This is a genomic window from Pseudomonas sp. SMSB3 (assembly GCF_052041965.1).
In the GTDB taxonomy this organism is placed as follows: Bacteria; Pseudomonadota; Gammaproteobacteria; order Pseudomonadales; family Pseudomonadaceae; genus Aquipseudomonas.
The window spans coordinates 27,850-46,223 of sequence record NZ_JBKGGV010000006.1; the positions used below are offsets into that span (position 1 = coordinate 27,850).

The window sequence follows — 18,374 nt, forward strand, 5'->3', positions numbered from 1 at the left end:
GATTGTAACACTTGGCTCGTTGATCCACAGCCTACCTTTGCTCGGTTGGAACACAAAAGGGCTCACAGGATGCGCCGATGTGTAGGCTATGCGCCGAAGCGTCGCCTTCCACTGGCCTGGGCAATGGCGTCGAGCGCGCGCTCGTTGAGCAGCACCGCTCGGTGATGCGTGGTCTTCGTGGGCTTTTCCGGCGCCAGGTTGACGATGATCCGGCGAATCGTTGCCGATCGCTGAGCGATGTCGACATCTTTCTACTTCAGGCCCATGGCTTCGCCAGGACCCACCCGGGTGAAGAAGCAGAACTCGAAGAACGCAGCGTAGTTCTTGGCGTCGTTGCGAAGCGTGGAATAGAGATGTGAGGTGGTTATTTCGGCCTCCGCCCGGGTGTAGGGGGCGAGCCTTAATGGTTCTCTCCTAAAATATGCGCGTGCGCCCAAGTTATTTTTTCGGAACGGATGGGATGTCCCGCGACGGTCGCAAGCCTGAGCTTCGGCCAGGTTTTCATCCAGTTTTTGGACGTGAGGCGGCTTTGAAAAACCGCAGTTTTCTCTGTAGCGAACTTTCCTGCTGGCCTGATAACCAAGTCAAATAGATCATCAAGCCCCAACGGTGCCGCGATCTCGAGTGAGCCTCTCTCTCGCAGTGCCACCGCTACCGCCGTTGCGGTTTCCGGCCAGTAGCGCATTGCGTCCGTCGCTGAAAGATATGGCTTATCGCCGTTCTGTGCATGCATTCTCGCTTGATTTTTCACAGACCACGATACGTTCGGCTCTAGATCTCCAAGGACTGCTTCCAATACTTCATCTTGCTCCGGTGTGCAGCGCTGCGCATCAAACCAGATGACATCGACGTCTGTTAAGATCGGGGATGCATCGCGCCCGTGCAGATAATCCCAAACTGCGTTACGTACAAAGCCTGCTCCGATCCAGCAGTCTGGCAGTCCCAAGGAGCGCACTATTGCGAGTAGCCGGAAACGAGTGGGATCATCTGAAATAATCGCTTCGAGTCTCGAAATATTGTCCACTCAACCATCACCTTGTTGCAGCTGGGCTTTACCCACTGATGTTGCAGCAGTCGCCCGATCTTACTGGCTTGCTGCGCCGGCAAGCGCGTCAGCACTGTTCCCATGCGGTTTCGGATTCAGTGGGCGTGTGATATCGGTGAGTGACTGCCGCCTATAATGGTTACTAGCTTAGATACTTCGGGCGGTATGTCCGCATACATGTCTCAACGGCTGTATGGCTCAATCCCTGCGCAGCCGCTTTCAGGTGTTGGGTTTCTGAACGCCGTTTAGGCCCGATAAAGCGTCGATGATAAACGGCGCTTTTTTCTTCAAGTATTCAGCCATCCCACCTGTGTTGCTAGCCTCGAGTCTGAGCTTCAGCTCCTCATACTGGCGACGCATTAGGGCGTTGGATCTGAGCAAGTCCCTGAATTTCAGCATCTGAGCAACCGCAAGATGGCCACGGGTACAAACGTGAAGCTTGTGCGTGCGAACTCCATTCACGTTGCGTCGGTAGAAATGATGGTCCGTCGTCAGATCAGTTCCTCGAAGGTAACCCAAACCCATCAACAGCTGGTCCCGCGCCTGAGCATTTTTGTGATCGAGGACCTCGACGAGCACATCGATCTCAGGCTTCGCTGCGAGTTCAGGAACGGATGTGCTTCCAACATGGTGTATCTCGATCAGCTCATCGCCAAAAGCCGAGGCAATGATCGATTTATCTGCCTGAAACTGCGCGGGCCAGATGGGGTTGTAACAAGCGATGTTGCTGGTCAGTGCCATTGCCATTCCCTGGTCGATAATGCTTGTATGCGCTAAATTCTCGCCCAAGACTTGTGCGTTGGCCAGTGGGAGATGACGGACTCCCGGCAGTGCAGCAGTCGCTGGGTGATTGGCAAGTCAGCTCACAACAACTAATGGCGTTGTCGAGCTAACATCCCTGGCGGCTGTGATCCCCCGTGGCGGACACCGAACGATCAGAGCCGGTGCTTGGCAGTGGTCCTTTCAAAATGACGCTTGCCGTGTATAGGCAAATGATCACCTTGAGGATGCTCGAGATCTTGAGAGGGGAAGTGGTTGACGACTGCAGCACGTAGAGCGCCAGGATCGGGCTTGGGGCACCACTGCCCACTGGTTTATCCTGCAACGTCGATAGAAGGCCTCACAAGGACGTCCATGATTCCCGTCGATCTGCCGGTCATGTTGCTCGGCTACATGATCTACATTTTTTCCGAGGTTTTTCTTTGGCTCTTCATCGCCGGCCTGATAGCCCTCCTGATTCCGCGAAGTCGTCGTTATATGCTGGCGCGGCGCTGGAAGTCCGGCTTGTTGCTGATGTTGCTGGCAGCCGGCAGCTTGCCTTACATCGAGTCCACCCACAGGCTCTGGCAGGATTGGCGTTCGCACAATCCCCGACTCGAACACGAGGAAGTGCTTGGGGATCTAGTGCTTCCGGCGGGTACCCGGGTCCATCTGCGCAACCTGGAGCCTTTCAACGACCTGTCCGGCGATCCAGTGCCCTATGGCATGCAGAGCCTGGATCAGGCTGATTTCGATCGCACACCAGGTCACATCATGGGTATGCCTGTGCGTCGTCTGAAACTGGCGCAGGGCCACGGTTTCGCGACGGTCGAGACCCTGTCCGCTCATGACTTGGCAGGATGGAACTGTGAGCCTGGGGAAGTAGAGTTCCGCTTTCCATTCGGTGCTCATTTCACGTTTTCCGAGTGGAAGATGCACCGGTGCACACTGGCGCGAGGTACCGAGCTAGGGGGTATCGTCTGGCCTGGCCCGGTAGAGGTGTTCTCAAGTACCACGGGTTGGGAGGCTAGGTCCGAGGAGAGCCCGGCCACGCTATTGGGAATCGAACTGCGCTCACTGAACATGATTCTGGATCGCCCATATGGCGATGCGCACTGGTGGCGAGGCTACGCAAACCAACCCTTCGACTTCGGCGCTATTCACTATCCGGCCGATATCCAGGTCAGCTGTGATCAGGGCCAGATGCACTTTAGCCTGCCACCGGGCGTGCAAGCCCTGGATCAACGCAGCAAAACGTTCATAGAGGGCGGGCAGACGGTGGTGCAGAGCTTGGCCGGCGAGGTGCTGGGAGTTCGAACCAACGGTTCCATGGGGGTTTATTTTCCTGATGAACTCATAGTGCGCTGAGGCTGAATGAATTCAGGCGGGTTGCACAAGTGCCCCCGTTTTATGCAGCACTCACCTGAGTTATCAGCCGCGCCGCCGTCCATTTTGCGAAGATAGAACGCAACATCTCGACGCTGTAGCCAAGCTGATTCGCGATGAGCGCAGGGCTGATTCCAGTCATGAGCCCACCCTTGCGTGCTTTGAGCACAAAAGTACTGACCAGGTGGGCCGATGAAAACGCGATGCAACGAGGTGTCGTCAGCAGGCAAGCCAACAAAGGCGGATGCCTAGCTCGCAGGCAGGAGAATCACGAAGTTTTTCTTCATGTCTTCGAGCACGGTCCATTTACCCTTAGCGCCCGGTTCGATGATGAATGTGTCACCTGCGGCCAGGATGACCGCAGCGCGACCTTCCAGCTCGATGACGCAGCGCCCGCTCAAGACATGGCAGAACTCCCAGACTTTGTAGTCGATGCGCCACGCCCCGACACTCGCTTCCCATTCCCCGCAAATACGACCTTGCTGTTCATCGTGGTAGTACTTGGAGGTCAGCGTATGCGGGTCGCCTTCCATGACTTCTTCAAAGAAGGGAAGGTCGCGCACCGGTTGGATATCCAGTTCGCGGAATACGGTCAGGTTGTTCATGGTGTTCTCTCAGGTACGTGTATGAGTGGGGCGATGCATCAAGTACGCTTCACCGGTTACGTTCAGCATCGGGTGCGCAACGATCTGGCAGGTCTTGACGACCTGAAACCCGTGACGTTCGTAGAAGCGGCGTGCGCCGTGGTTGTCTGCGTAATCGATCAGGCACAGGCCCTCCAGGCCGGCGTCGTCAGCACGTTGCTGGGCCTGGCGAAGAAACTGCTCGCCCAACCCTTGGTTGCGCCAGGCCTCATCCAGGGCCAGGCTGGAGATGTACAGCGTGTTGGGTATCTCCATGTCGGCGTAAGGCGCCAGGACCGGGTCCATTTCTGCCGGACTGTCGCCGCGTTCACCCAAGGCGTAACTGTGCATCATGCCGATGACGCGTCCGTCGAACGTGGCCATCAAACAGTTTTTGTAGGAGAAGTCGCCTTGCTCCCTGGCATAACGAGACGCGCCGACATCCAGCAACGCCTGCCCAGGTGCGGCGAGCGTGCTCCATATGTAATCGGCCATGCCCTCCGATGTCAGTTGAAAGAAGCGCGCGATATCGCGCGCATCCGACACGTGTGCGGGTCTGAAGTCGATAGACATGAACAGGGTTCCCATTGGATCGGGTGGTTAGTCATCAAGGATTGCGCCTTCGGCAGGGGCTTAGGGTAGGGGGGTTGTACCGTTGCCATCTTGCTCTGGGCGAACATTGACGACACGAGGCGCGACGCGGACCCACGCTCTCACTTCCCAGTGAGCCTCAACACCCCTACAATCGCGATACATTCCTATTCGCGTTTCGGGTCGAGTGAAGAAGATGTCCAGATCGGACACCCAAGCCACGGTCAACCAACACCTGCATGCCCTGTACCGCGACCACAACGGCTGGTTGCGCGGTTGGTTGCGTGAGCGTCTGAACAGTTCAGCCGATGCGGCTGACCTTGCCCAGGACACGTTCATTCGTGTGATGCTCGCGCGCACGGCTGATGCTTTACACAAGCCGCGGCCGTACCTGGCGACCATCGCTCGCGGTCTGGTCATCGATCTCTATCGCCGTCGCAGCCTGGAGCAGGCCTACCTCGAGGTATTGGCCTCCAGGCCGGAAGTCCACGCGCCGTCTGCAGAAACCCGTGCAATCATTCTGGAAAACCTGGTGGCCATCGATCGCATGCTTGACGGCCTGGGCCAGCGCACGCGGCAGATCTTTCTCGCCGTGCAGCTGGACGGGCTTACCTACGAAAAAACCGCGCAGCGTTTTGCGGTGTCGGTGAGCACGGTGCGCAAGCACTTGGCCAAAGGCATGCTGCACTGCCTGTTGATGGATGAAGAATGACGCAGGCACTCGCCCAGGCAGTCGAATGGTATGTGCGCCTGCATGACAGCGGCGCCACGCCGGCCACTCGGGCTCAATGGCAAGCCTGGCTTGACGCTGACCCGTTGCATGCCAAGGCATGGGCTCGCGTTGAGAAGTTGCAACAGCGCATGAGCCTGGCACCTCCTGGCTTTGCCGTCGCAACGCTTGAGGAGGCTCGGCAGCACAGGCGTGCAGCGGTAAAGACGATTGGCCTTCTACTTGGCGTTGGCGTGCTGGGCTGGGGCGGCTACCGGGTTTCAGTACCCGACGCCGACTACAGGACCAGCGTCGGGCAACGCAAGCAGATCACGCTGTCTGATGGCAGCCTTTTGATGCTGGACGCCGACACCCGCGTCGATGTGCGATTCAGCACCCAACAGCGGCTGATTATCCTGCGCCAGGGCACCATCCTCGTCGAAACTGCCAAAGACTCCCGGGCACTGAGCGTGCAAAGCGCTGAAGGGCAGATCAAGGCGCTGGGTACCCGCTTCACGGTACGCCAAGGCGATGGCATCACTCGGGTTGCCGTTGAAGCCCACGCGGTAGAGGTTTGCCCACGATCGGCTCCTGGCCAGGCGTTGCGCGTCGCGGCGGGACAGGCCGTGAGCTTCAGCGCGGTCGGTACCGGGCCGTTGCAGCCGGCTGCAGAGCAAGGCTCGGCGTGGACGCGCGGCATGCTCGTCGCGCTGGACTGGCGACTGGACGAGCTACTGGTCGAGCTATCCCGCTACCGCCATGGTTTTCTTACGTGCTCGTCAGATGTCGCCGGGTTGCGGCTCACTGGCACATTTCTGCTCGATGATCTCGAAGGCGCTCTCGCCAATCTGCAAGACTCACTCCCCGTGCGGGTACGTCGTCTGACACGCTACTGGGTGAGAATCGAACGTCGGACGGCGTGAAGCAATTCTTTGCATGGGTGGGTAACAGATTTTCATTCCTGTTTCGGCTCTACCTGCATGTGCGCATCAGACGCACACATTGCCAACGTTGACAGGAACGCTTTCATGCAAGTACGCATCACCTTCTTTTCCCGCTGCGCTCAACGGACTGCACTGGCCCTGTGTATCGCCGGATCGATACTTCGGGTGGAGCCTGCTCTGGCGAAACCCCTCGACTATGACATTCGCAGCGGCACCCTGGCGGGAGCGCTCAGCGAGTTCGCCGCTGTGAGCGGGGTAATGATCACCTTTAGCTCGGAACAGACCGCAGGTTTGCGTTCGCCAGGACTGCAAGGCCGCTTCGAACTGGATCAGGGCTTCGCCCGTGTGCTTCAGGGCAGCGGCTTGCGGGTAGTACAGGTCGGCGAGAAACGGTTCGTACTGGCCAAGACCGAAAACGGCGCGACCCTGGAGCTGGGTGCCACCAGCATCAATGCCGCTGATCTGGGGGCTACTACAGAAGGTACCGGCTCCTACACGACCGGGTCCACCAACACGGCCACCAAACTCGCACTCTCGCTGCGCGAAACACCGCAAACGGTCAGCGTGATGACGCGCCAGCGTATCGAGGACCAGCAGTTGAATACGCTGAGCGATGTGCTCAAGCAGACGCCTGGGCTCTCCGTACAAAACATCGACAGTGAGCGGGTAAACATCTATTCGCGGGGTTACGCGATCGAAAGTTACCAGTTCGATGGCATCCCCACGTCGTTGATCGTGCAGACGAGCGCGAGCCCGCAGAGCATGACCGATACCGCGATCTATGACCGGGTGGAGATCGTCCGCGGGGCCACCGGGCTGATGACCGGGGCTGGCGACCCATCGGGCAGCATCAACCTGATTCGCAAGCGGCCTACGGTGCAATTCCAGGGCTCGGTGAGCGCCGGCGCCGGCTCGTGGGACACCTACCGCACCGAGGTGGATATGTCCGGCCCACTGACTGACGATGCACGCCTGCGTGGGCGGGCCGTCATGGCCTATCAGCAGGGCAACAGCTACATCGATCACTACCAACAGGAAAAGCAGACCTACTACGGCATTCTTGAGGCAGACCTCACAGACAGCACCCTGCTGACCCTGGGTTTCGACTACCAGAAGAACGATCCACGTGGCGTGTCGTTCGCCAGCTTTCCGCTGTTCTACAGTGACGGCCAGCAGACCGATTTCCCACGCTCCACCAACGCTGGCGCACGCTGGAGCTATCGTCGGCAAAACACCCTGAACACCTTCGCGTCCCTGGAGCAGGGCCTGGTCAATGACTGGAAGCTGAAAGTGGCTGTCAACAACATGTACAGCGCCCGTGACTATTCGCTGGCATCGCTCAGCGGCGGCACGCCGGATCGTGAAACCGGCGAGGGTGCCTACTTGTATGGTGGGGACGGCTACGGCTCCCAGCGTCAGCTCGGAATCGATGCCATGGCCCAGGGGCCGTTCGAGCTTTTCGGCCGCGAGCATGAGCTGGTGTTCGGCTTGAGCGCCTCGGAGTTCCACGACTACAGCGATCCGGACGACGACGACCTGGAAATGCGCCCCGACAATATCTACCAGTGGGACAACGACACCGCCCGCCCGATTTCGGTAGGCAAGCTGATGAATGACGATACGACGATACGGCAGGACGCCGCTTATCTGGTGGCCCGGTTCAAGCCTGCTGACGACTTGTCACTGATTGTCGGTGCGCGCGTCGGTAACTACAGCTACAAGAAGAAGGCGATCTACAACCCACCCTATACCCGCTCTTCCAATTCTGCCGAAACGCGCGAAAGCGGCTTCGTCACGCCCTATGCTGGCGTGGTCTACGACCTCAACGACATCCACTCGGTCTATGCCAGCTACACCAAGATCTACAAGCCACAGGCGATTCGTGACCAAAGCGGCAGAACGCTGGAGCCGCGCGAGGGTGACAACTACGAGATCGGCCTGAAAAGCGAGTTCCTCGATGGCCGGGTCAACACGGCCTTGGCATTGTATGCGATCAAGCAGGACAACCTCGGCGTGGCCACTGGCGAGACGGTCGAGGGCACTGTGCGTGAATCAGCCTATCGAGCTGTGGCTGGCGCCAAGACACGCGGTATCGACATGGAGATCTATGGCGAGGTCCTGACCGATTGGAATGTCAGCGCAAGTTACAGCCACAGCATCACCAAGGATGCCGATCACGAGCGCATCAGAACCGAAGCCCCGGCTAACCTGGTCAAGCTCTGGACTACCTATCGCCTACCGGGGGAGCTGAACCGCCTGACCGTCGGCGGCGGCATGAACTGGCAAAGCGGCCTGAGCCTGACCACCAGCGAGGGTAAGGCCACTCAGCAGCAGTACGCGGTGTTCAATTTGCTGGCGCGTTACGACGTTACTCCGGCCCTGAGCGCAAGCGTCAATGTGAACAACGTGTTCGATAAAAAGTACTTCAGCGCGCTGGATCCTACTTTCTTTACGGGTTACTACGGGGAGCCACGTAATGTGATGTTTAGTACGCGCTATGCCTTTTAGGAGGCTTCGACGGTGGCGGGGGCTATTTTAGGTGCCGTTGAGCCTTACGCCCGGAGCGGGTAAATAGGGTAAAACTCGCTTGACCGTGGAGAACGATCGTTCTACTCTGCATCCATGGACAAGCAAATGACCGATACCCGCGAAAAGATTCTGGCCACGGCTGAAAGGCTTATTTACGAAAATGGCATCCATGCTACTGGCATGGACTTGCTGGTAAAAACCTCGGGCGTTGCCCGCAAGAGTATTTATCGTCATTTCGCCAATAAAGACGACGTCGCTGCAGCGGCGCTCAACGCACGCGATGTCCGCTGGATGCAGTGGTTTCGTAGCGAATGCGAAAAGGCCCGTTCACCTCAGGATCGATTACTGGGCATGTTCGATGTGCTCAGCAGTTGGTTTGCATCTGACGGTTTTCGAGGGTGCGCGTTCATCAACACGGCAGGGGAGGTCGGTGATGCCGAGGACCCTGTCCGGCAGATCGCCAAGCTGCATAAACAAAAGCTGCTGGATTACACCGTGGAGCTGACGAATCAACTGGGCGTGAAGGATCCGCTCGCGTTAGCCCGGCAGTTCTTCCTGCTGATAGAAGGCACGATCACCGTCGCTCGGGTGATGGGCGACTTTACCGCCCTCGACAGCGCCAGAGAAATAGCCAAGTTGCTGCTCACCCACGCCGAGCGACCATAAGGTTTGACCGTCACAACCTGATTCAACCACTGCGCAACGTCTTGCTTCATCCACTCACCTGGAGGTACCCCCATGTCCAATGAACAAGCTCGTCCGCCACTGCCGCCTTTCACTCGCGAGTCGGCAATTGAGAAAGTCCGACTCGCTGAAGATGGTTGGAATACGCGCAACCCAGAAAAGATCGCCCTGGCGTATACGCTGAACACCCAATGGCGTAACCGAGCCGAATTTGCAAACAATCGCGAAGAGGCACAGGCTTTTCTGACCCGCAAGTGGAAAAAAGAGTTGGACTACCGCCTGATCAAGGAACTGTGGGCCTTCACCGACAACCGGATCGCCGTGCGTTATGCCTATGAGTGGCACGATGATTCAGGTAACTGGTTCCGCTCCTACGGCAACGAGAATTGGGAGTTCGAAGCCGATGGCTTGATGCACCGTCGCTTCGCCTGCATCAATGACATGCCCATCCAGGAGAGCGAGCGTAAATTCCATTGGCCTCTGGGACGCCGCCCGGATGATCATCCGGGCCTGACCGAGCTGGGTCTGTAAGTCACTGCAACCAGATCCTTTGTTTAAAAGGGTCAGGTTGCGGACATTAACCTCTCATTCGTATGGCTAGGTAAGCGCTGGCTCTACTCGAAAGCTGCAGTCGGTCAACCGACGACCTCAAATCCCTCATAAACCACCCAACCTCCCTCCGATGCCTTCCCTTTGTTATCAATCACATACGCACCCGCTTTGAAGTAGAACTGAAACTTTTTCCAGCCCGAACCCACGGCCATATTGGTGCTCAGCTCATCGAGCGAAACGCTGAGCTCTCCACCCTCATCGACCTGCACGCTGTACTCGAAGGTCTGCGCCAATGCTACGGGCTTCTCCAACAACGTGCGGGCAAGCCCAAGCGGCGAGCTGCGTGACTCGATGCGTACCGAGCCGCTCCACCAGGTCACCATGAGAAACGGGTTGGGCGCGTTGACTGCGTGAATCTGCCCGATGATGACCTTGCCGCTGGATGGAGCGCTTTGCACGCGCACGCGGCCGGCCATCGCGTGCCTGCCGCTGCCCGGTGTCCAGTTGAACGATTCGCTGGAGCCTGGCAGCGTCTGCCGGCCCTCGGTGCGCGGATATCGAGAAGTGCCCGCCGCATCGTCCTGAACCGAACACCAATAATGCACATGCTGGTTCTCGTCGACCCACAGGCGGTCTGCGGGGGGTAGGGCGGGGTATAGATAAATCTTGCCGTTAGCGGTTACGTTACCAAAAGACTGCATGGTCGCTTCCTTGTCGTAGAGTTCCGATTCCTTCGGCGGGTGCCACGCACGTCCATAGGGTTGGCTGGCCCGCAGCCAACCCTATGGACGTTCAGAGCTTGTACAAAATGGTGTAGGAGGCATCGGTCCTCGGCTCGATCGTCATGGGCATGCCAAACAGCTTGCCCTGGCACTCACTGACGATGCAGCGGTAGACCGTGCCCTGGCGAAGTTGCGCCCATAGCCCCTCGTCATGAATGACGATACGCACGACGCGGTTTTCCTGATCGTCTCTGGCGTGCGCAACATGATGGTCCAGGTCGCATCCGAACTGCTCCGGGGTCAGCTCCGGATCGAAACCGATCACCACCCCATGGCGCATCAGGTCGGCCCGGATACGCTCAATCACATCGTCTGCTTCTTGTTTTAGCATGATGGGTATCTCACGGTGCGGGTACACATTAAAACTCTAGCTGACCTTGAGCATTTTGGTCAGTTATCGGATCAATCAACGTCTCGTTGTCGTTACGCACGTTGCCGACCGCCTTGTCCACCGGGTACCAGTGAAACTCTGCCGCCGGCCTGCAGCCCTGCTGCACGATGGCTGCCGCACGCTCGGCCGTGGTGGCCGGGTCCAGCCATTCGCGCGCGGTGTCGGCCGCCAGCACCAGGGGCTTGCGGTCATGAATGTCGAGCAAACCTTGGTCGGCAGCGGCGGTGATGATCACGAAGCCATCGCGCGGATCAGCTTCGAGCCCCGGGTGTGCCTGGGCCAATGCGGCGAAATACAGCGGCAAACCGTCGGCGCTGGTGATGTAGTAAGGTTGCTTGCGCTTGGGTTCGGTAGGATCAGGCAGCCACTCGTACCAGCCATTGGCCGGCGCCAAGGCTCTCCCGGCCGGCCACAGCTCACTGAAGAACTTGCCGGTCATGACCGTCTCGGCCCTGGCATTGATCGGGTCGGGGCGTTTGCCCTTGGCCCAGAACGGCGACCAGCCCCACCGCAGCGGGTCCACACGCACGCCGTCTTCAACCTGGCGCAGCAGCGGTACCTGCGTCGATGGCGCGACGTTGTAGCGGCTGATCGGTTCCGCGTCATAGCCGTTGATCACCACCAGATCCAGCGACAATTGCCGCAAGTAATGATCCATCGACTCGTACATCGAGTACCGTCCGCACATGATTAACCTCTCGTCCGTCAGAATTATCGCGAGCCAGGATTGACCCGGCGGCCAATGCTGGATTTACTGTATATGCATACAGTTTGCATCGGACCTTCCACCATGACCATCACCTACCTGGGTACGCCAGCCGGCAGTACTGAACCTCTTCCGCTCTATGCATTTCGCGTTCCTGCCGGTTTTCCCTCGCCTGCAGCGGACCACCTGGAAGGCCATATCTCCCTTGACGAACTCTTTGACCTGCGTGCGCCCCATATGTATCTGGTGAAAGTCGAAGGCGACAGCATGCAAGGGGCGGGTATCTACTCAGGCGACATTGTCATCGTGGATCGCAGCCGTGAGGCCGAGCATGGCGACGTGGTGATAGCTGCGGTCAATTGCGAGCCCGTGTGCAAGCGCCTGTATCGCCGTGATGGCGTAGTGATGCTGAAGTCGGAAAATCCCGCCTATCCGCCGCGGCATATCCTCGAAGGCGATGAGCTGCTGCTCTGGGGCGTGGTGCGCTACAGCGTGCGTGACCATGCGCAATGAGCCGGTGTTCGCGCTGATCGACTGCAACTCGTTCTATGCGAGCTGCGAACGCGTGTTCCGCCCGGACCTCGCCAAGACGCCAATCGTGGTGCTGAGCAACAACGATGGCTGCGTGATCGCCAGGTCCTACGACGCCAAGCCGTACGTCAAGATGGGCGAGCCGTATTTTCAAGCCAGGGACAAGCTGCGCCGCCATGGCGTCGTGGCTTTCAGCAGCAATTACGCGCTTTACGGCGACATGAGCGAGCGGGTGATGTCGTTGATCGAGTCGATGGTGCCGGCGACCGAGGTGTACAGCATCGACGAATGTTTCGCCGACCTCTCAGGCATCCAGGGTGACCTGACTCATTTCGGCCGGCAGGTGCGCGCGAAGATCTTCCAATGCACCGGCATACCGGTGGGGGTCGGCATCGCCACGACCAAGACCCTGGCCAAGCTGGCCAACCACACCGCCAAGCGCCTGCTGGCCCAGACCGGCGGGGTGGTGGACATTACCGAGCCATTCAAGCGTGATTGGGTGTTGCGCAACACCGAGGTCAAAGAGGTCTGGGGCGTCGGCCGGCGCATGAGCGCGCACTTGGAGGCGATGGGCATTCACACGGCAATGGATCTGGCCAAAGCCGACGCCTGGACGCTGCGAGAGAAATTCAGCGTGGTGATCGAGAAGACCGCTCGCGAGCTGGCTGGCACCTCGTGCCTTGAGCTGGATGAGGCCGAGCCGCCGAAGCAGGAAATCTGCTGCAGTCGCATGTTCGGCAGGCGCCTGAGCGAACTCGCACCCATCAAACAGGCGGTCGCCACCTACGTCGGCCGTGCGGCGGAGAAACTGCGCGCCCAGGGCTCGGTGTGCAAGCGCATGCGCATCAGCATTCGCACCGGCATGCTCAACCCCGACGAGGTGCACCATGCCCAGGGCGCCTTGGTCGAGCTGCCGTACCCGACCTGCGACACCTTGCTGATGACCCGCCTGGCGACCGACGCGGTGTCGCGCATCTTTCGCCCCGGCATGCGCTACAGCAAGGCCGAGGTGCTGTTGATGGATCTACGGCAACCGGGCGAATTCTCCCAGGACCTGTTCGCGCTCGAGCAGTCACCGGACTGTGCCCGGCTGATGCAGGTGATGGACGATATCAACCAGCGCTGGGGCAGGGGTACCTTGCGCACCGCGAGCGTGCCGGCTGCGCCGGATTGGGCAATGCGAAGGGAGCTGTTGAGCCAGTCCTATACCACGCGGCTCGATCAGTTGTGGACGGTCAAATGCTGAGCGCCTGTCAGCCCTCAGGCGGCGTCACGCCACAGATGAAGTCGTTCGAGCCAAGTCGATGCGAGCCAAACTCGACGACATAATCTTCACCACGACGGCGCGCTTCAGCCTGAGCAGTGCTCTGGTCTGCATAGATATCGACGAAATGCCACGGATGAAGATCGCGCAGCACACCCCAGCCCAATACCCAGCCTTCTCGAGCGGGGTCAGCCGGCAGGTTTTTAGCCAGGCTACGAATACTCATCAAGTCTCTCCTAGGCATGCGACGAAGGTTGAAATTCGGCTGAACTTCCGCGCCAGGCGTCGGCTCTGAGCGATACGCCGAAACACGCAGAGGTGCGGCGAACATTGGTCTGTTGTCTGCCTGGGGAAGTTCTAACTATGTTTGCGGAAGATTTTTACGGCGTCTACCTGGTGGTCGAGGTCGTGTTGGTGGTGGCGGTATTGACCATTGCCTATCACTGGAACCAAGGGGCCTGATCTCTAATCCCTGAGCGGCCGATCGATAAGCCGGCCTCAGGCTTCGTCGAACAAGCGCCCAGGGCTGAAGAAGAACGAGGCAACCAGTACGGCGGTGATCACGCCCAAGGCGTCAGCCAGCAGCAGCACGAATTCGCTGCCATTGCCAAGCAAGGGTTGGTTGCCCATCACGAAGCTGACCCCATGGGGGAATGCGGCAATGCTCAACAGTGCGGCTGCCAGCGCCGCCGACAACACTTTTGTGTAGCCTCTGCCAAATGCCAGGGTGTAGGCCCAGAAGACGAAGATGCTCGACACGGCAAGGCCCGTGGAAGTCACGAATTGGGCGAGGATTTCCAGCCACCACACCATGGGATTCTCCTGAACAGTGCGCTTGATACGCATGAGAATCATGGCCGTATGAAATCGTTCCGCTCACCTAAAGAAATAACCCATTGGCGCCTTAACCCTGGCGCGAGGGCAAGGTTCGACAATACCGCTCAAGCGATAACCGAGCTAGAATGCGCCATGTTCCAGATGGGTCAAATGCAAATGCCTATGTTTCGTATTGTATTGAGTGGCGCCGTGGCGTTGAGTCTGGTGGGTTGCGCCAATCCCGGTAAGCCCACGGCGAGCAAACTGACAGCCAAGTCGCCGTCGGAATATACCGCCTGCGTACTGCCGAAGTGGCAGGCGCTGTCACCACAGACAACAAAGAAGTCGATCAATCACGGCTACCGTATTACCGCACCGAGTGCCATCGCTTCTGATGAAGTATTGGAAGTTATCGAATCGAAAGAGGGCAGTCGAGCAACTTTCTATAAAGGCAGCTTCTTGTCGACCAACAAGTTACGGGTTGCCGCGCGGGAGTGCCTTGACTGAACGACTGCATTGGCATGGGTGCATGAGGGCCGGGGAGGCCGGCCCTCATACAGCATGCACTTAGCGGTTTGCGCGGCGTTGCTCGACGTTGCAGATCCAGCGATGGCCAACCCGATACGGCGCGCGGATGAATGTCAGGTCAGCCACTCGTTTGGCACCCTGGGCTTTGAGGGCCTGGGTCAGTTCAGCGAGAGTTTCTGCTTCGATGGTCATGTTTCACCTCGTCAGACTTACTGCATTCATAATTCTTGACCTGCGCGGCAATGCAGCGATTCATTTATTTTCAAATTAATTGCAAGGCATCACTGCTAATTGCTGCTCAATTGATTAACGCGCAAGAAACCGAGTGTGATGGCAAGGCAGCCGTATTAAGGTGAGCGCACGTATCTTCAACAGGATTGTGTAATGTCCAATGCATTCACCTACCTGCCGTCTCCCGTCGGCACGCTCACGCTCGTTGCGCGCGGCGAGCGACTGGCAGCAGTACTGTGGGAAGTCGAGCGGGATAACCGGGTACGACTCGGCGCGCTGCACCGCGATGACCAGCATCCGCTATTGCGCGAGACCGCGCGGCAGTTGCAAGCGTACTTCGCCGGGTCCTGTCGACGGTTCGACCTGCCGCTGGATTTTGCCGGCACTGCATTCCAACGCCAGGTGTGGACGGCACTGCTGACGATCCCATTTGGCGAGACGCGCAGCTACAGCGACATTGCCAGGCAAATCGGCAGCCCCCTTGCCGTACGTGCGGTGGGGGCAGCCAATGGGCGCAATCCGATTTCCATCATCGCGCCCTGCCACCGGGTCATAGGTGCGTCAGGCAGCCTGACCGGCTTCGCTGGCGGCCTGGCGGCCAAGCAGTACTTGCTGGCACTGGAAGGGCGCAAGAGCCTGGCTCTGGATTTCTGACGCCAAGCTCAGCTCAGCCAGCTCAGCAGCAGGCATACGATCAGGGCCGTCACCGCTCCGGCACCCAACGTATAGCGCCGACGTGCCCGGCGCGCATGGGCTTGCACCTCGCGCAGGTACTCCCCAGGCGTCGGCGCGTCGGGCCGATGACGCAGACCTTCGGCGATGTCAGTCATGTGGCCCTGGATCAACAGGCCGACCACATAGTAAGTAACGCCAAAGCTGAACAGTGTCGCGAGCAGGAATTTCATAAGCCACGCAAAGCGGCGCAGAGTTTCATGGTGAGTCCATTCCCCCAATGAGCGAAGTGCCGAGCATACTACTGGCCCATCCACCTGCACCAGCACGGCAGGTGCCATCATCGCCTGCCGCTTGGGATCGCACTGTGCCATGCTGAGGGCAGACAGCGCCAAGCGCACAGGAGTACGTGATGAGCCGTTTTCGGCGGGTAGCCGCCAATAGCAAAGGGCGTGATTTGGCTGTGGGCGATATCCATGGGCATTTCCAACGCTTGCAGCAGTGCTTGGATGCGGTAGATTTCGATCCGGCCGTCGACCGGCTATTCAGCGTCGGCGATCTGGTCGATCGCGGACCGCACAGCGAACAGTGCCTGGATTGGCTGGCCCAGCCTTGGTTTCATGCGGTGCAGGGTAACCATGAGGCGCTGGCGATCAGCTGCTTCCACGGCGGCAGGCTCGACCTGCAGATGTACCGTGCTGCCGGGGGTGGCTGGTTCATCGACAGCCCCAGGGAGCGGCAGGCGGTGTTCGTCGAGCAGTTTTTGCAGCTGCCGATCGCCCTGGAACTGCAGACGCCCACTGGCCTGGTAGGGCTGCTGCACGCCGACAGCCCCTTCGACGATTGGCCGGCGCTGCGTGACAGCCTGCTGTTCGACGATGACGCGCAGGTGCGCGAAGTGTGCCAATGGTCGCGCCGACGCCTGAAAAGCGCCAACGGCACACCGGTACGAGGCGTGCAGGCGCTGGTGGTGGGCCACACGCCGGTGTTGCAGGCCAAGCGGCTAGGCAATGTCTGGCATCTGGATACCGCAGGCTGGGCCAGTGGCCATTTCAGCCTGATGGACCTGCACCGCCTGCGCCTGCTTAACCCCGCGCCAAATGGAACACCAGGGCCACGGCCAACGCCATCAGCATAAGCCCGCACGCACGTTCCAGCCATGGCAGCGCACGCACGAAACGCCGCAACAACAGCGGGTTGCCGATGGCCAGCGCCACCAGCAGGTCCCACACCAGCACGACGCCGAACATCCAGAAGCTGTAGGCCCACTTCCAGCCAACGCTAGCGCTGGCGAGCATGCCAGCGAGGCTTGCATAGAACAGGGCGTTCTTGGGGTTGAGCAACGCTGACAGAAAACCCGTGCCCAAGCTGCGCCACCAGCTGTGAACTCGCGTATTGGCAGCCACCGAGGCCAATCCACTGCGCCCAGCATGGCGCACAAACAACGACCCGATGTACAGCAGGTAGCCCGCGCCGGCCAGTTGCAGGGCGATGAACAGCGCACTGCCTTCACGCAGGATGGCCAACCCAGCGAAGGCCGTGGCGATGAACAGGGCATTGGCCAGGGCGATGCCCAGGCAGACCCCGCTGGCCAGGCGCCAACCTGCGGCAATGGACGTGCGCGCTACCAGGAAAAAGTCCGGGCCAGGCGACAGCAGTGCAAGAAAATGGGCGCAGGCGATGATCAGGAATTGTTGCATGGGCGGCCTCTGGTCAGCAAAGCCGCAGTTTGCGATCAGCTACCCAGGCGGGTATTGAAGATTATTGCGCCTGGCGGTACTGGCCGGGGGTGACGCCGACATGGGCCTTGAACACCCGCTGGAAATGACTTTGGTCGGCAAAGCCTAGTTGGTAGGCGACATCGGCCAGGTGCAGACCATCGAGCAGCAGTTGCCGTGCGCGGTTGACCCGTGCGTTGAGCAGATAGGCATGCGGCGTCAAACCCGTCGCCGCGCGGAAGGCGCGGATCAGTTGATAACGGCCGAGTCCGGCCTGCTGCGCAAGTGCCTGGAGGTTCAGCTGAGCCGGGCCCTGGGTCTGGATGTATTCGATCAGCGCAGCCAAGGCAGCGCTACCCAGTACCGGAGCCGGGGCGGCCTGCGCTGCAGGCTGCGCGGCAAAATCATGGTCGCCGAGAAATGCCACCAGCGCAGCTTCCTTCTCGCCAGTGCTTGCACTGGAAAACAACAAATCGTTCAGTGCGCAAAAGGCTTGGTACAGCACCGCTTGCCGGCTGATGCGTGCCGGCGCACCGGGCCCGACGGCAGCGAGGCCCGACTCCAGGCGCAGGCGGGTCAACCAGCCGGCGTCCACGTGCAGCATCTGGTAGCTCCAGGCCCGACCTGGATCAGGGTTGCAAGCATGGACTCGCTGCGCCGGTACCAGCACCAGCGTGCCAGGGGTCAGCCGCTCGCGCCCGTCACTGGCGCCGGTGAACCAGCTGTAGCCTGCATCCACGGCACCGATCGACAGGGTGGGGTGACTGTGCGCCTGGTAACAGGCACGGCTATGACAGGCGCGGCGACTTTCCACCCAGGGCAGCGCTGGGTCGCGCCAGAGTTGCAGGCGGGCAGTGGGCATGGCAGATCCTTGATTGGCAATGCAGGATGACAGCACCATGCATGCTACAGC

Annotated in this window: 25 protein-coding genes; 12 read left to right on the forward strand and 13 right to left on the reverse strand. The window is 59.5% G+C overall.

The features are described from left to right. The first annotated feature begins 77 nt into the window (after nucleotides 1-77). Nucleotides 78-359, forward strand: a complete 282-nt coding sequence (locus tag ACLEJW_RS11870) for a hypothetical protein (protein WP_440777588.1) — start codon at nucleotides 78-80, stop codon at nucleotides 357-359. A gap of 41 nt (nucleotides 360-400) precedes the next feature. On the opposite strand, the gene ACLEJW_RS11875 is transcribed toward ACLEJW_RS11870, so the two are convergent. Together ACLEJW_RS11875 and ACLEJW_RS11880 are read right to left on the reverse strand one after the other, a co-directional pair. Beyond that, the gene (locus tag ACLEJW_RS11875) at nucleotides 401-1,024 is read right to left on the reverse strand and encodes a nucleotidyltransferase family protein (RefSeq protein WP_440777589.1); all 624 of its coding nucleotides are present in this window, start codon (nucleotides 1,022-1,024) and stop codon (nucleotides 401-403) included. 240 nt (nucleotides 1,025-1,264) lie between these two features. Then, nucleotides 1,265-1,786, reverse strand: coding sequence for a GrpB family protein (locus ACLEJW_RS11880; protein WP_145192980.1), 522 nt, complete (start codon nucleotides 1,784-1,786; stop codon nucleotides 1,265-1,267). A 393-nt stretch (nucleotides 1,787-2,179) separates the two neighbouring features. Between ACLEJW_RS11880 and ACLEJW_RS11885 the strand changes: the two genes are divergently transcribed. Beyond that, the gene (locus ACLEJW_RS11885; RefSeq protein ID WP_440777590.1) at nucleotides 2,180-3,172 is read left to right on the forward strand and encodes a hypothetical protein; all 993 of its coding nucleotides are present in this window, start codon (nucleotides 2,180-2,182) and stop codon (nucleotides 3,170-3,172) included. 266 nt (nucleotides 3,173-3,438) lie between these two features. On the opposite strand, the gene ACLEJW_RS11890 is transcribed toward ACLEJW_RS11885, so the two are convergent. Further along, nucleotides 3,439-3,795 carry a cupin domain-containing protein gene (locus ACLEJW_RS11890; RefSeq protein ID WP_440777591.1) on the reverse strand — a complete coding sequence of 119 codons (357 nt, stop codon included), beginning with the start codon at nucleotides 3,793-3,795 and terminating at the stop codon, nucleotides 3,439-3,441. Between the two features lie 9 nt (nucleotides 3,796-3,804). Further along, the gene (locus ACLEJW_RS11895) at nucleotides 3,805-4,386 is read right to left on the reverse strand and encodes an N-acetyltransferase family protein (RefSeq protein ID WP_440777592.1); all 582 of its coding nucleotides are present in this window, start codon (nucleotides 4,384-4,386) and stop codon (nucleotides 3,805-3,807) included. A gap of 214 nt (nucleotides 4,387-4,600) precedes the next feature. Between ACLEJW_RS11895 and ACLEJW_RS11900 the strand changes: the two genes are divergently transcribed. From ACLEJW_RS11900 to ACLEJW_RS11920, 5 genes are all read left to right on the forward strand, one after another. Then, nucleotides 4,601-5,116, forward strand: coding sequence for a sigma-70 family RNA polymerase sigma factor (locus tag ACLEJW_RS11900; protein ID WP_145192970.1), 516 nt, complete (start codon nucleotides 4,601-4,603; stop codon nucleotides 5,114-5,116). Beyond that, the gene (locus tag ACLEJW_RS11905) at nucleotides 5,113-6,036 is read left to right on the forward strand and encodes a FecR domain-containing protein (RefSeq protein ID WP_313457263.1); all 924 of its coding nucleotides are present in this window, start codon (nucleotides 5,113-5,115) and stop codon (nucleotides 6,034-6,036) included. Before ACLEJW_RS11900 ends, ACLEJW_RS11905 begins: the two co-directional genes overlap by 4 nt. 105 nt (nucleotides 6,037-6,141) lie before the next feature. Continuing rightward, entirely contained in the window at nucleotides 6,142-8,565 is a 2,424-nt protein-coding gene (locus ACLEJW_RS11910) for a TonB-dependent siderophore receptor (protein ID WP_440777593.1), read from the forward strand. A gap of 114 nt (nucleotides 8,566-8,679) precedes the next feature. Beyond that, nucleotides 8,680-9,252: a TetR/AcrR family transcriptional regulator gene (locus tag ACLEJW_RS11915; RefSeq protein ID WP_440777594.1), complete on the forward strand. Its 573-nt coding sequence runs from the start codon at nucleotides 8,680-8,682 to the stop codon at nucleotides 9,250-9,252. 72 nt (nucleotides 9,253-9,324) lie between these two features. Then, nucleotides 9,325-9,801, forward strand: coding sequence for a nuclear transport factor 2 family protein (locus tag ACLEJW_RS11920; protein WP_145192962.1), 477 nt, complete (start codon nucleotides 9,325-9,327; stop codon nucleotides 9,799-9,801). A gap of 104 nt (nucleotides 9,802-9,905) precedes the next feature. On the opposite strand, the gene ACLEJW_RS11925 is transcribed toward ACLEJW_RS11920, so the two are convergent. The 3 genes from ACLEJW_RS11925 to ACLEJW_RS11935 all read right to left on the reverse strand — a co-directional run bounded on the left by ACLEJW_RS11925 (nucleotide 9,906) and on the right by ACLEJW_RS11935 (nucleotide 11,683). Further along, entirely contained in the window at nucleotides 9,906-10,523 is a 618-nt protein-coding gene (locus ACLEJW_RS11925) for a polysaccharide lyase family 7 protein (RefSeq protein WP_440777595.1), read from the reverse strand. 91 nt (nucleotides 10,524-10,614) lie between these two features. Next, complete coding sequence (locus tag ACLEJW_RS11930) at nucleotides 10,615-10,935, reverse strand: hypothetical protein (RefSeq protein WP_145192957.1); 321 nt, start codon at nucleotides 10,933-10,935, stop codon at nucleotides 10,615-10,617. 28 nt (nucleotides 10,936-10,963) lie between these two features. Continuing rightward, entirely contained in the window at nucleotides 10,964-11,683 is a 720-nt protein-coding gene (locus ACLEJW_RS11935; protein ID WP_145192955.1) for an SOS response-associated peptidase, read from the reverse strand. Between the two features lie 102 nt (nucleotides 11,684-11,785). Here ACLEJW_RS11935 and ACLEJW_RS11940 point away from each other — a divergent pair, with 102 nt between their 5' ends. Then, a complete protein-coding gene (locus ACLEJW_RS11940; protein WP_145192952.1) occupies nucleotides 11,786-12,214 on the forward strand; it encodes a LexA family protein in 429 nt (142 codons plus the stop codon). After that, nucleotides 12,204-13,478, forward strand: coding sequence for a translesion error-prone DNA polymerase V subunit UmuC (gene umuC / locus ACLEJW_RS11945; protein WP_313302333.1), 1,275 nt, complete (start codon nucleotides 12,204-12,206; stop codon nucleotides 13,476-13,478). The genes ACLEJW_RS11940 and umuC overlap by 11 nt, the downstream gene beginning before the upstream one ends. Nucleotides 13,479-13,485: 7 nt before the next feature. On the opposite strand, the gene ACLEJW_RS11950 is transcribed toward umuC, so the two are convergent. Together ACLEJW_RS11950 and ACLEJW_RS11955 are read right to left on the reverse strand one after the other, a co-directional pair. Continuing rightward, nucleotides 13,486-13,722, reverse strand: a complete 237-nt coding sequence (locus ACLEJW_RS11950) for a hypothetical protein (RefSeq protein WP_145192948.1) — start codon at nucleotides 13,720-13,722, stop codon at nucleotides 13,486-13,488. A 272-nt stretch (nucleotides 13,723-13,994) separates the two neighbouring features. Continuing rightward, nucleotides 13,995-14,342: a hypothetical protein gene (locus tag ACLEJW_RS11955; RefSeq protein ID WP_313645667.1), complete on the reverse strand. Its 348-nt coding sequence runs from the start codon at nucleotides 14,340-14,342 to the stop codon at nucleotides 13,995-13,997. Between the two features lie 147 nt (nucleotides 14,343-14,489). On the opposite strand from ACLEJW_RS11955, the gene ACLEJW_RS11960 reads away from it, so the two are divergent. Next, the gene (locus ACLEJW_RS11960) at nucleotides 14,490-14,819 is read left to right on the forward strand and encodes a hypothetical protein (protein ID WP_313302335.1); all 330 of its coding nucleotides are present in this window, start codon (nucleotides 14,490-14,492) and stop codon (nucleotides 14,817-14,819) included. Between the two features lie 60 nt (nucleotides 14,820-14,879). On the opposite strand, the gene ACLEJW_RS11965 is transcribed toward ACLEJW_RS11960, so the two are convergent. Continuing rightward, the gene (locus ACLEJW_RS11965) at nucleotides 14,880-15,032 is read right to left on the reverse strand and encodes a hypothetical protein (RefSeq protein ID WP_178108386.1); all 153 of its coding nucleotides are present in this window, start codon (nucleotides 15,030-15,032) and stop codon (nucleotides 14,880-14,882) included. Between the two features lie 192 nt (nucleotides 15,033-15,224). Between ACLEJW_RS11965 and ACLEJW_RS11970 the strand changes: the two genes are divergently transcribed. Further along, nucleotides 15,225-15,725, forward strand: coding sequence for a methylated-DNA--[protein]-cysteine S-methyltransferase (locus ACLEJW_RS11970; protein WP_313302314.1), 501 nt, complete (start codon nucleotides 15,225-15,227; stop codon nucleotides 15,723-15,725). 8 nt (nucleotides 15,726-15,733) lie between these two features. Here ACLEJW_RS11970 and ACLEJW_RS11975 read toward each other — a convergent pair whose 3' ends face one another. Next, nucleotides 15,734-15,976, reverse strand: coding sequence for a hypothetical protein (locus ACLEJW_RS11975; protein WP_145192944.1), 243 nt, complete (start codon nucleotides 15,974-15,976; stop codon nucleotides 15,734-15,736). A gap of 179 nt (nucleotides 15,977-16,155) precedes the next feature. On the opposite strand from ACLEJW_RS11975, the gene ACLEJW_RS11980 reads away from it, so the two are divergent. Further along, nucleotides 16,156-16,881: a metallophosphoesterase gene (locus ACLEJW_RS11980; RefSeq protein WP_313457276.1), complete on the forward strand. Its 726-nt coding sequence runs from the start codon at nucleotides 16,156-16,158 to the stop codon at nucleotides 16,879-16,881. On the opposite strand, the gene ACLEJW_RS11985 is transcribed toward ACLEJW_RS11980, so the two are convergent. Together ACLEJW_RS11985 and ACLEJW_RS11990 are read right to left on the reverse strand one after the other, a co-directional pair. Continuing rightward, a complete protein-coding gene (locus tag ACLEJW_RS11985) occupies nucleotides 16,829-17,443 on the reverse strand; it encodes a LysE family translocator (RefSeq protein WP_313302321.1) in 615 nt (204 codons plus the stop codon). The genes ACLEJW_RS11980 and ACLEJW_RS11985 overlap by 53 nt on opposite strands. A 61-nt stretch (nucleotides 17,444-17,504) precedes the next feature. Further along, nucleotides 17,505-18,323: an AraC family transcriptional regulator gene (locus ACLEJW_RS11990; protein ID WP_313302324.1), complete on the reverse strand. Its 819-nt coding sequence runs from the start codon at nucleotides 18,321-18,323 to the stop codon at nucleotides 17,505-17,507. Nucleotides 18,324-18,374: the final 51 nt, after the last annotated feature.

Bases quoted from the DNA above. Each gene is read 5' to 3' on its own strand.
- ACLEJW_RS11870 (WP_440777588.1), top strand. From the start codon at position 78: ATGTGTAGGCTATGCGCCGAAGCGTCGCCTTCCACTGGCCTGGGCAAT.
- ACLEJW_RS11880 (WP_145192980.1), bottom strand. From the start codon at position 1,786: ATGGCACTGACCAGCAACATCGCTTGTTACAACCCCATCTGGCCCGCG.
- ACLEJW_RS11885 (WP_440777590.1), top strand. From the start codon at position 2,180: ATGATTCCCGTCGATCTGCCGGTCATGTTGCTCGGCTACATGATCTAC.
- ACLEJW_RS11890 (WP_440777591.1), bottom strand. From the start codon at position 3,795: ATGAACAACCTGACCGTATTCCGCGAACTGGATATCCAACCGGTGCGC.
- ACLEJW_RS11895 (WP_440777592.1), bottom strand. From the start codon at position 4,386: ATGTCTATCGACTTCAGACCCGCACACGTGTCGGATGCGCGCGATATC.
- ACLEJW_RS11900 (WP_145192970.1), top strand. From the start codon at position 4,601: ATGTCCAGATCGGACACCCAAGCCACGGTCAACCAACACCTGCATGCC.
- ACLEJW_RS11905 (WP_313457263.1), top strand. From the start codon at position 5,113: ATGACGCAGGCACTCGCCCAGGCAGTCGAATGGTATGTGCGCCTGCAT.
- ACLEJW_RS11910 (WP_440777593.1), top strand. From the start codon at position 6,142: ATGCAAGTACGCATCACCTTCTTTTCCCGCTGCGCTCAACGGACTGCA.
- ACLEJW_RS11915 (WP_440777594.1), top strand. From the start codon at position 8,680: ATGGACAAGCAAATGACCGATACCCGCGAAAAGATTCTGGCCACGGCT.
- ACLEJW_RS11920 (WP_145192962.1), top strand. From the start codon at position 9,325: ATGTCCAATGAACAAGCTCGTCCGCCACTGCCGCCTTTCACTCGCGAG.
- ACLEJW_RS11925 (WP_440777595.1), bottom strand. From the start codon at position 10,523: ATGCAGTCTTTTGGTAACGTAACCGCTAACGGCAAGATTTATCTATAC.
- ACLEJW_RS11930 (WP_145192957.1), bottom strand. From the start codon at position 10,935: ATGCTAAAACAAGAAGCAGACGATGTGATTGAGCGTATCCGGGCCGAC.
- ACLEJW_RS11935 (WP_145192955.1), bottom strand. From the start codon at position 11,683: ATGTGCGGACGGTACTCGATGTACGAGTCGATGGATCATTACTTGCGG.
- ACLEJW_RS11940 (WP_145192952.1), top strand. From the start codon at position 11,786: ATGACCATCACCTACCTGGGTACGCCAGCCGGCAGTACTGAACCTCTT.
- umuC (WP_313302333.1), top strand. From the start codon at position 12,204: ATGCGCAATGAGCCGGTGTTCGCGCTGATCGACTGCAACTCGTTCTAT.
- ACLEJW_RS11950 (WP_145192948.1), bottom strand. From the start codon at position 13,722: ATGAGTATTCGTAGCCTGGCTAAAAACCTGCCGGCTGACCCCGCTCGA.
- ACLEJW_RS11955 (WP_313645667.1), bottom strand. From the start codon at position 14,342: ATGCGTATCAAGCGCACTGTTCAGGAGAATCCCATGGTGTGGTGGCTG.
- ACLEJW_RS11960 (WP_313302335.1), top strand. From the start codon at position 14,490: ATGCCTATGTTTCGTATTGTATTGAGTGGCGCCGTGGCGTTGAGTCTG.
- ACLEJW_RS11965 (WP_178108386.1), bottom strand. From the start codon at position 15,032: ATGACCATCGAAGCAGAAACTCTCGCTGAACTGACCCAGGCCCTCAAA.
- ACLEJW_RS11970 (WP_313302314.1), top strand. From the start codon at position 15,225: ATGTCCAATGCATTCACCTACCTGCCGTCTCCCGTCGGCACGCTCACG.
- ACLEJW_RS11975 (WP_145192944.1), bottom strand. From the start codon at position 15,976: ATGAAATTCCTGCTCGCGACACTGTTCAGCTTTGGCGTTACTTACTAT.
- ACLEJW_RS11980 (WP_313457276.1), top strand. From the start codon at position 16,156: ATGAGCCGTTTTCGGCGGGTAGCCGCCAATAGCAAAGGGCGTGATTTG.
- ACLEJW_RS11985 (WP_313302321.1), bottom strand. From the start codon at position 17,443: ATGCAACAATTCCTGATCATCGCCTGCGCCCATTTTCTTGCACTGCTG.
- ACLEJW_RS11990 (WP_313302324.1), bottom strand. From the start codon at position 18,323: ATGCCCACTGCCCGCCTGCAACTCTGGCGCGACCCAGCGCTGCCCTGG.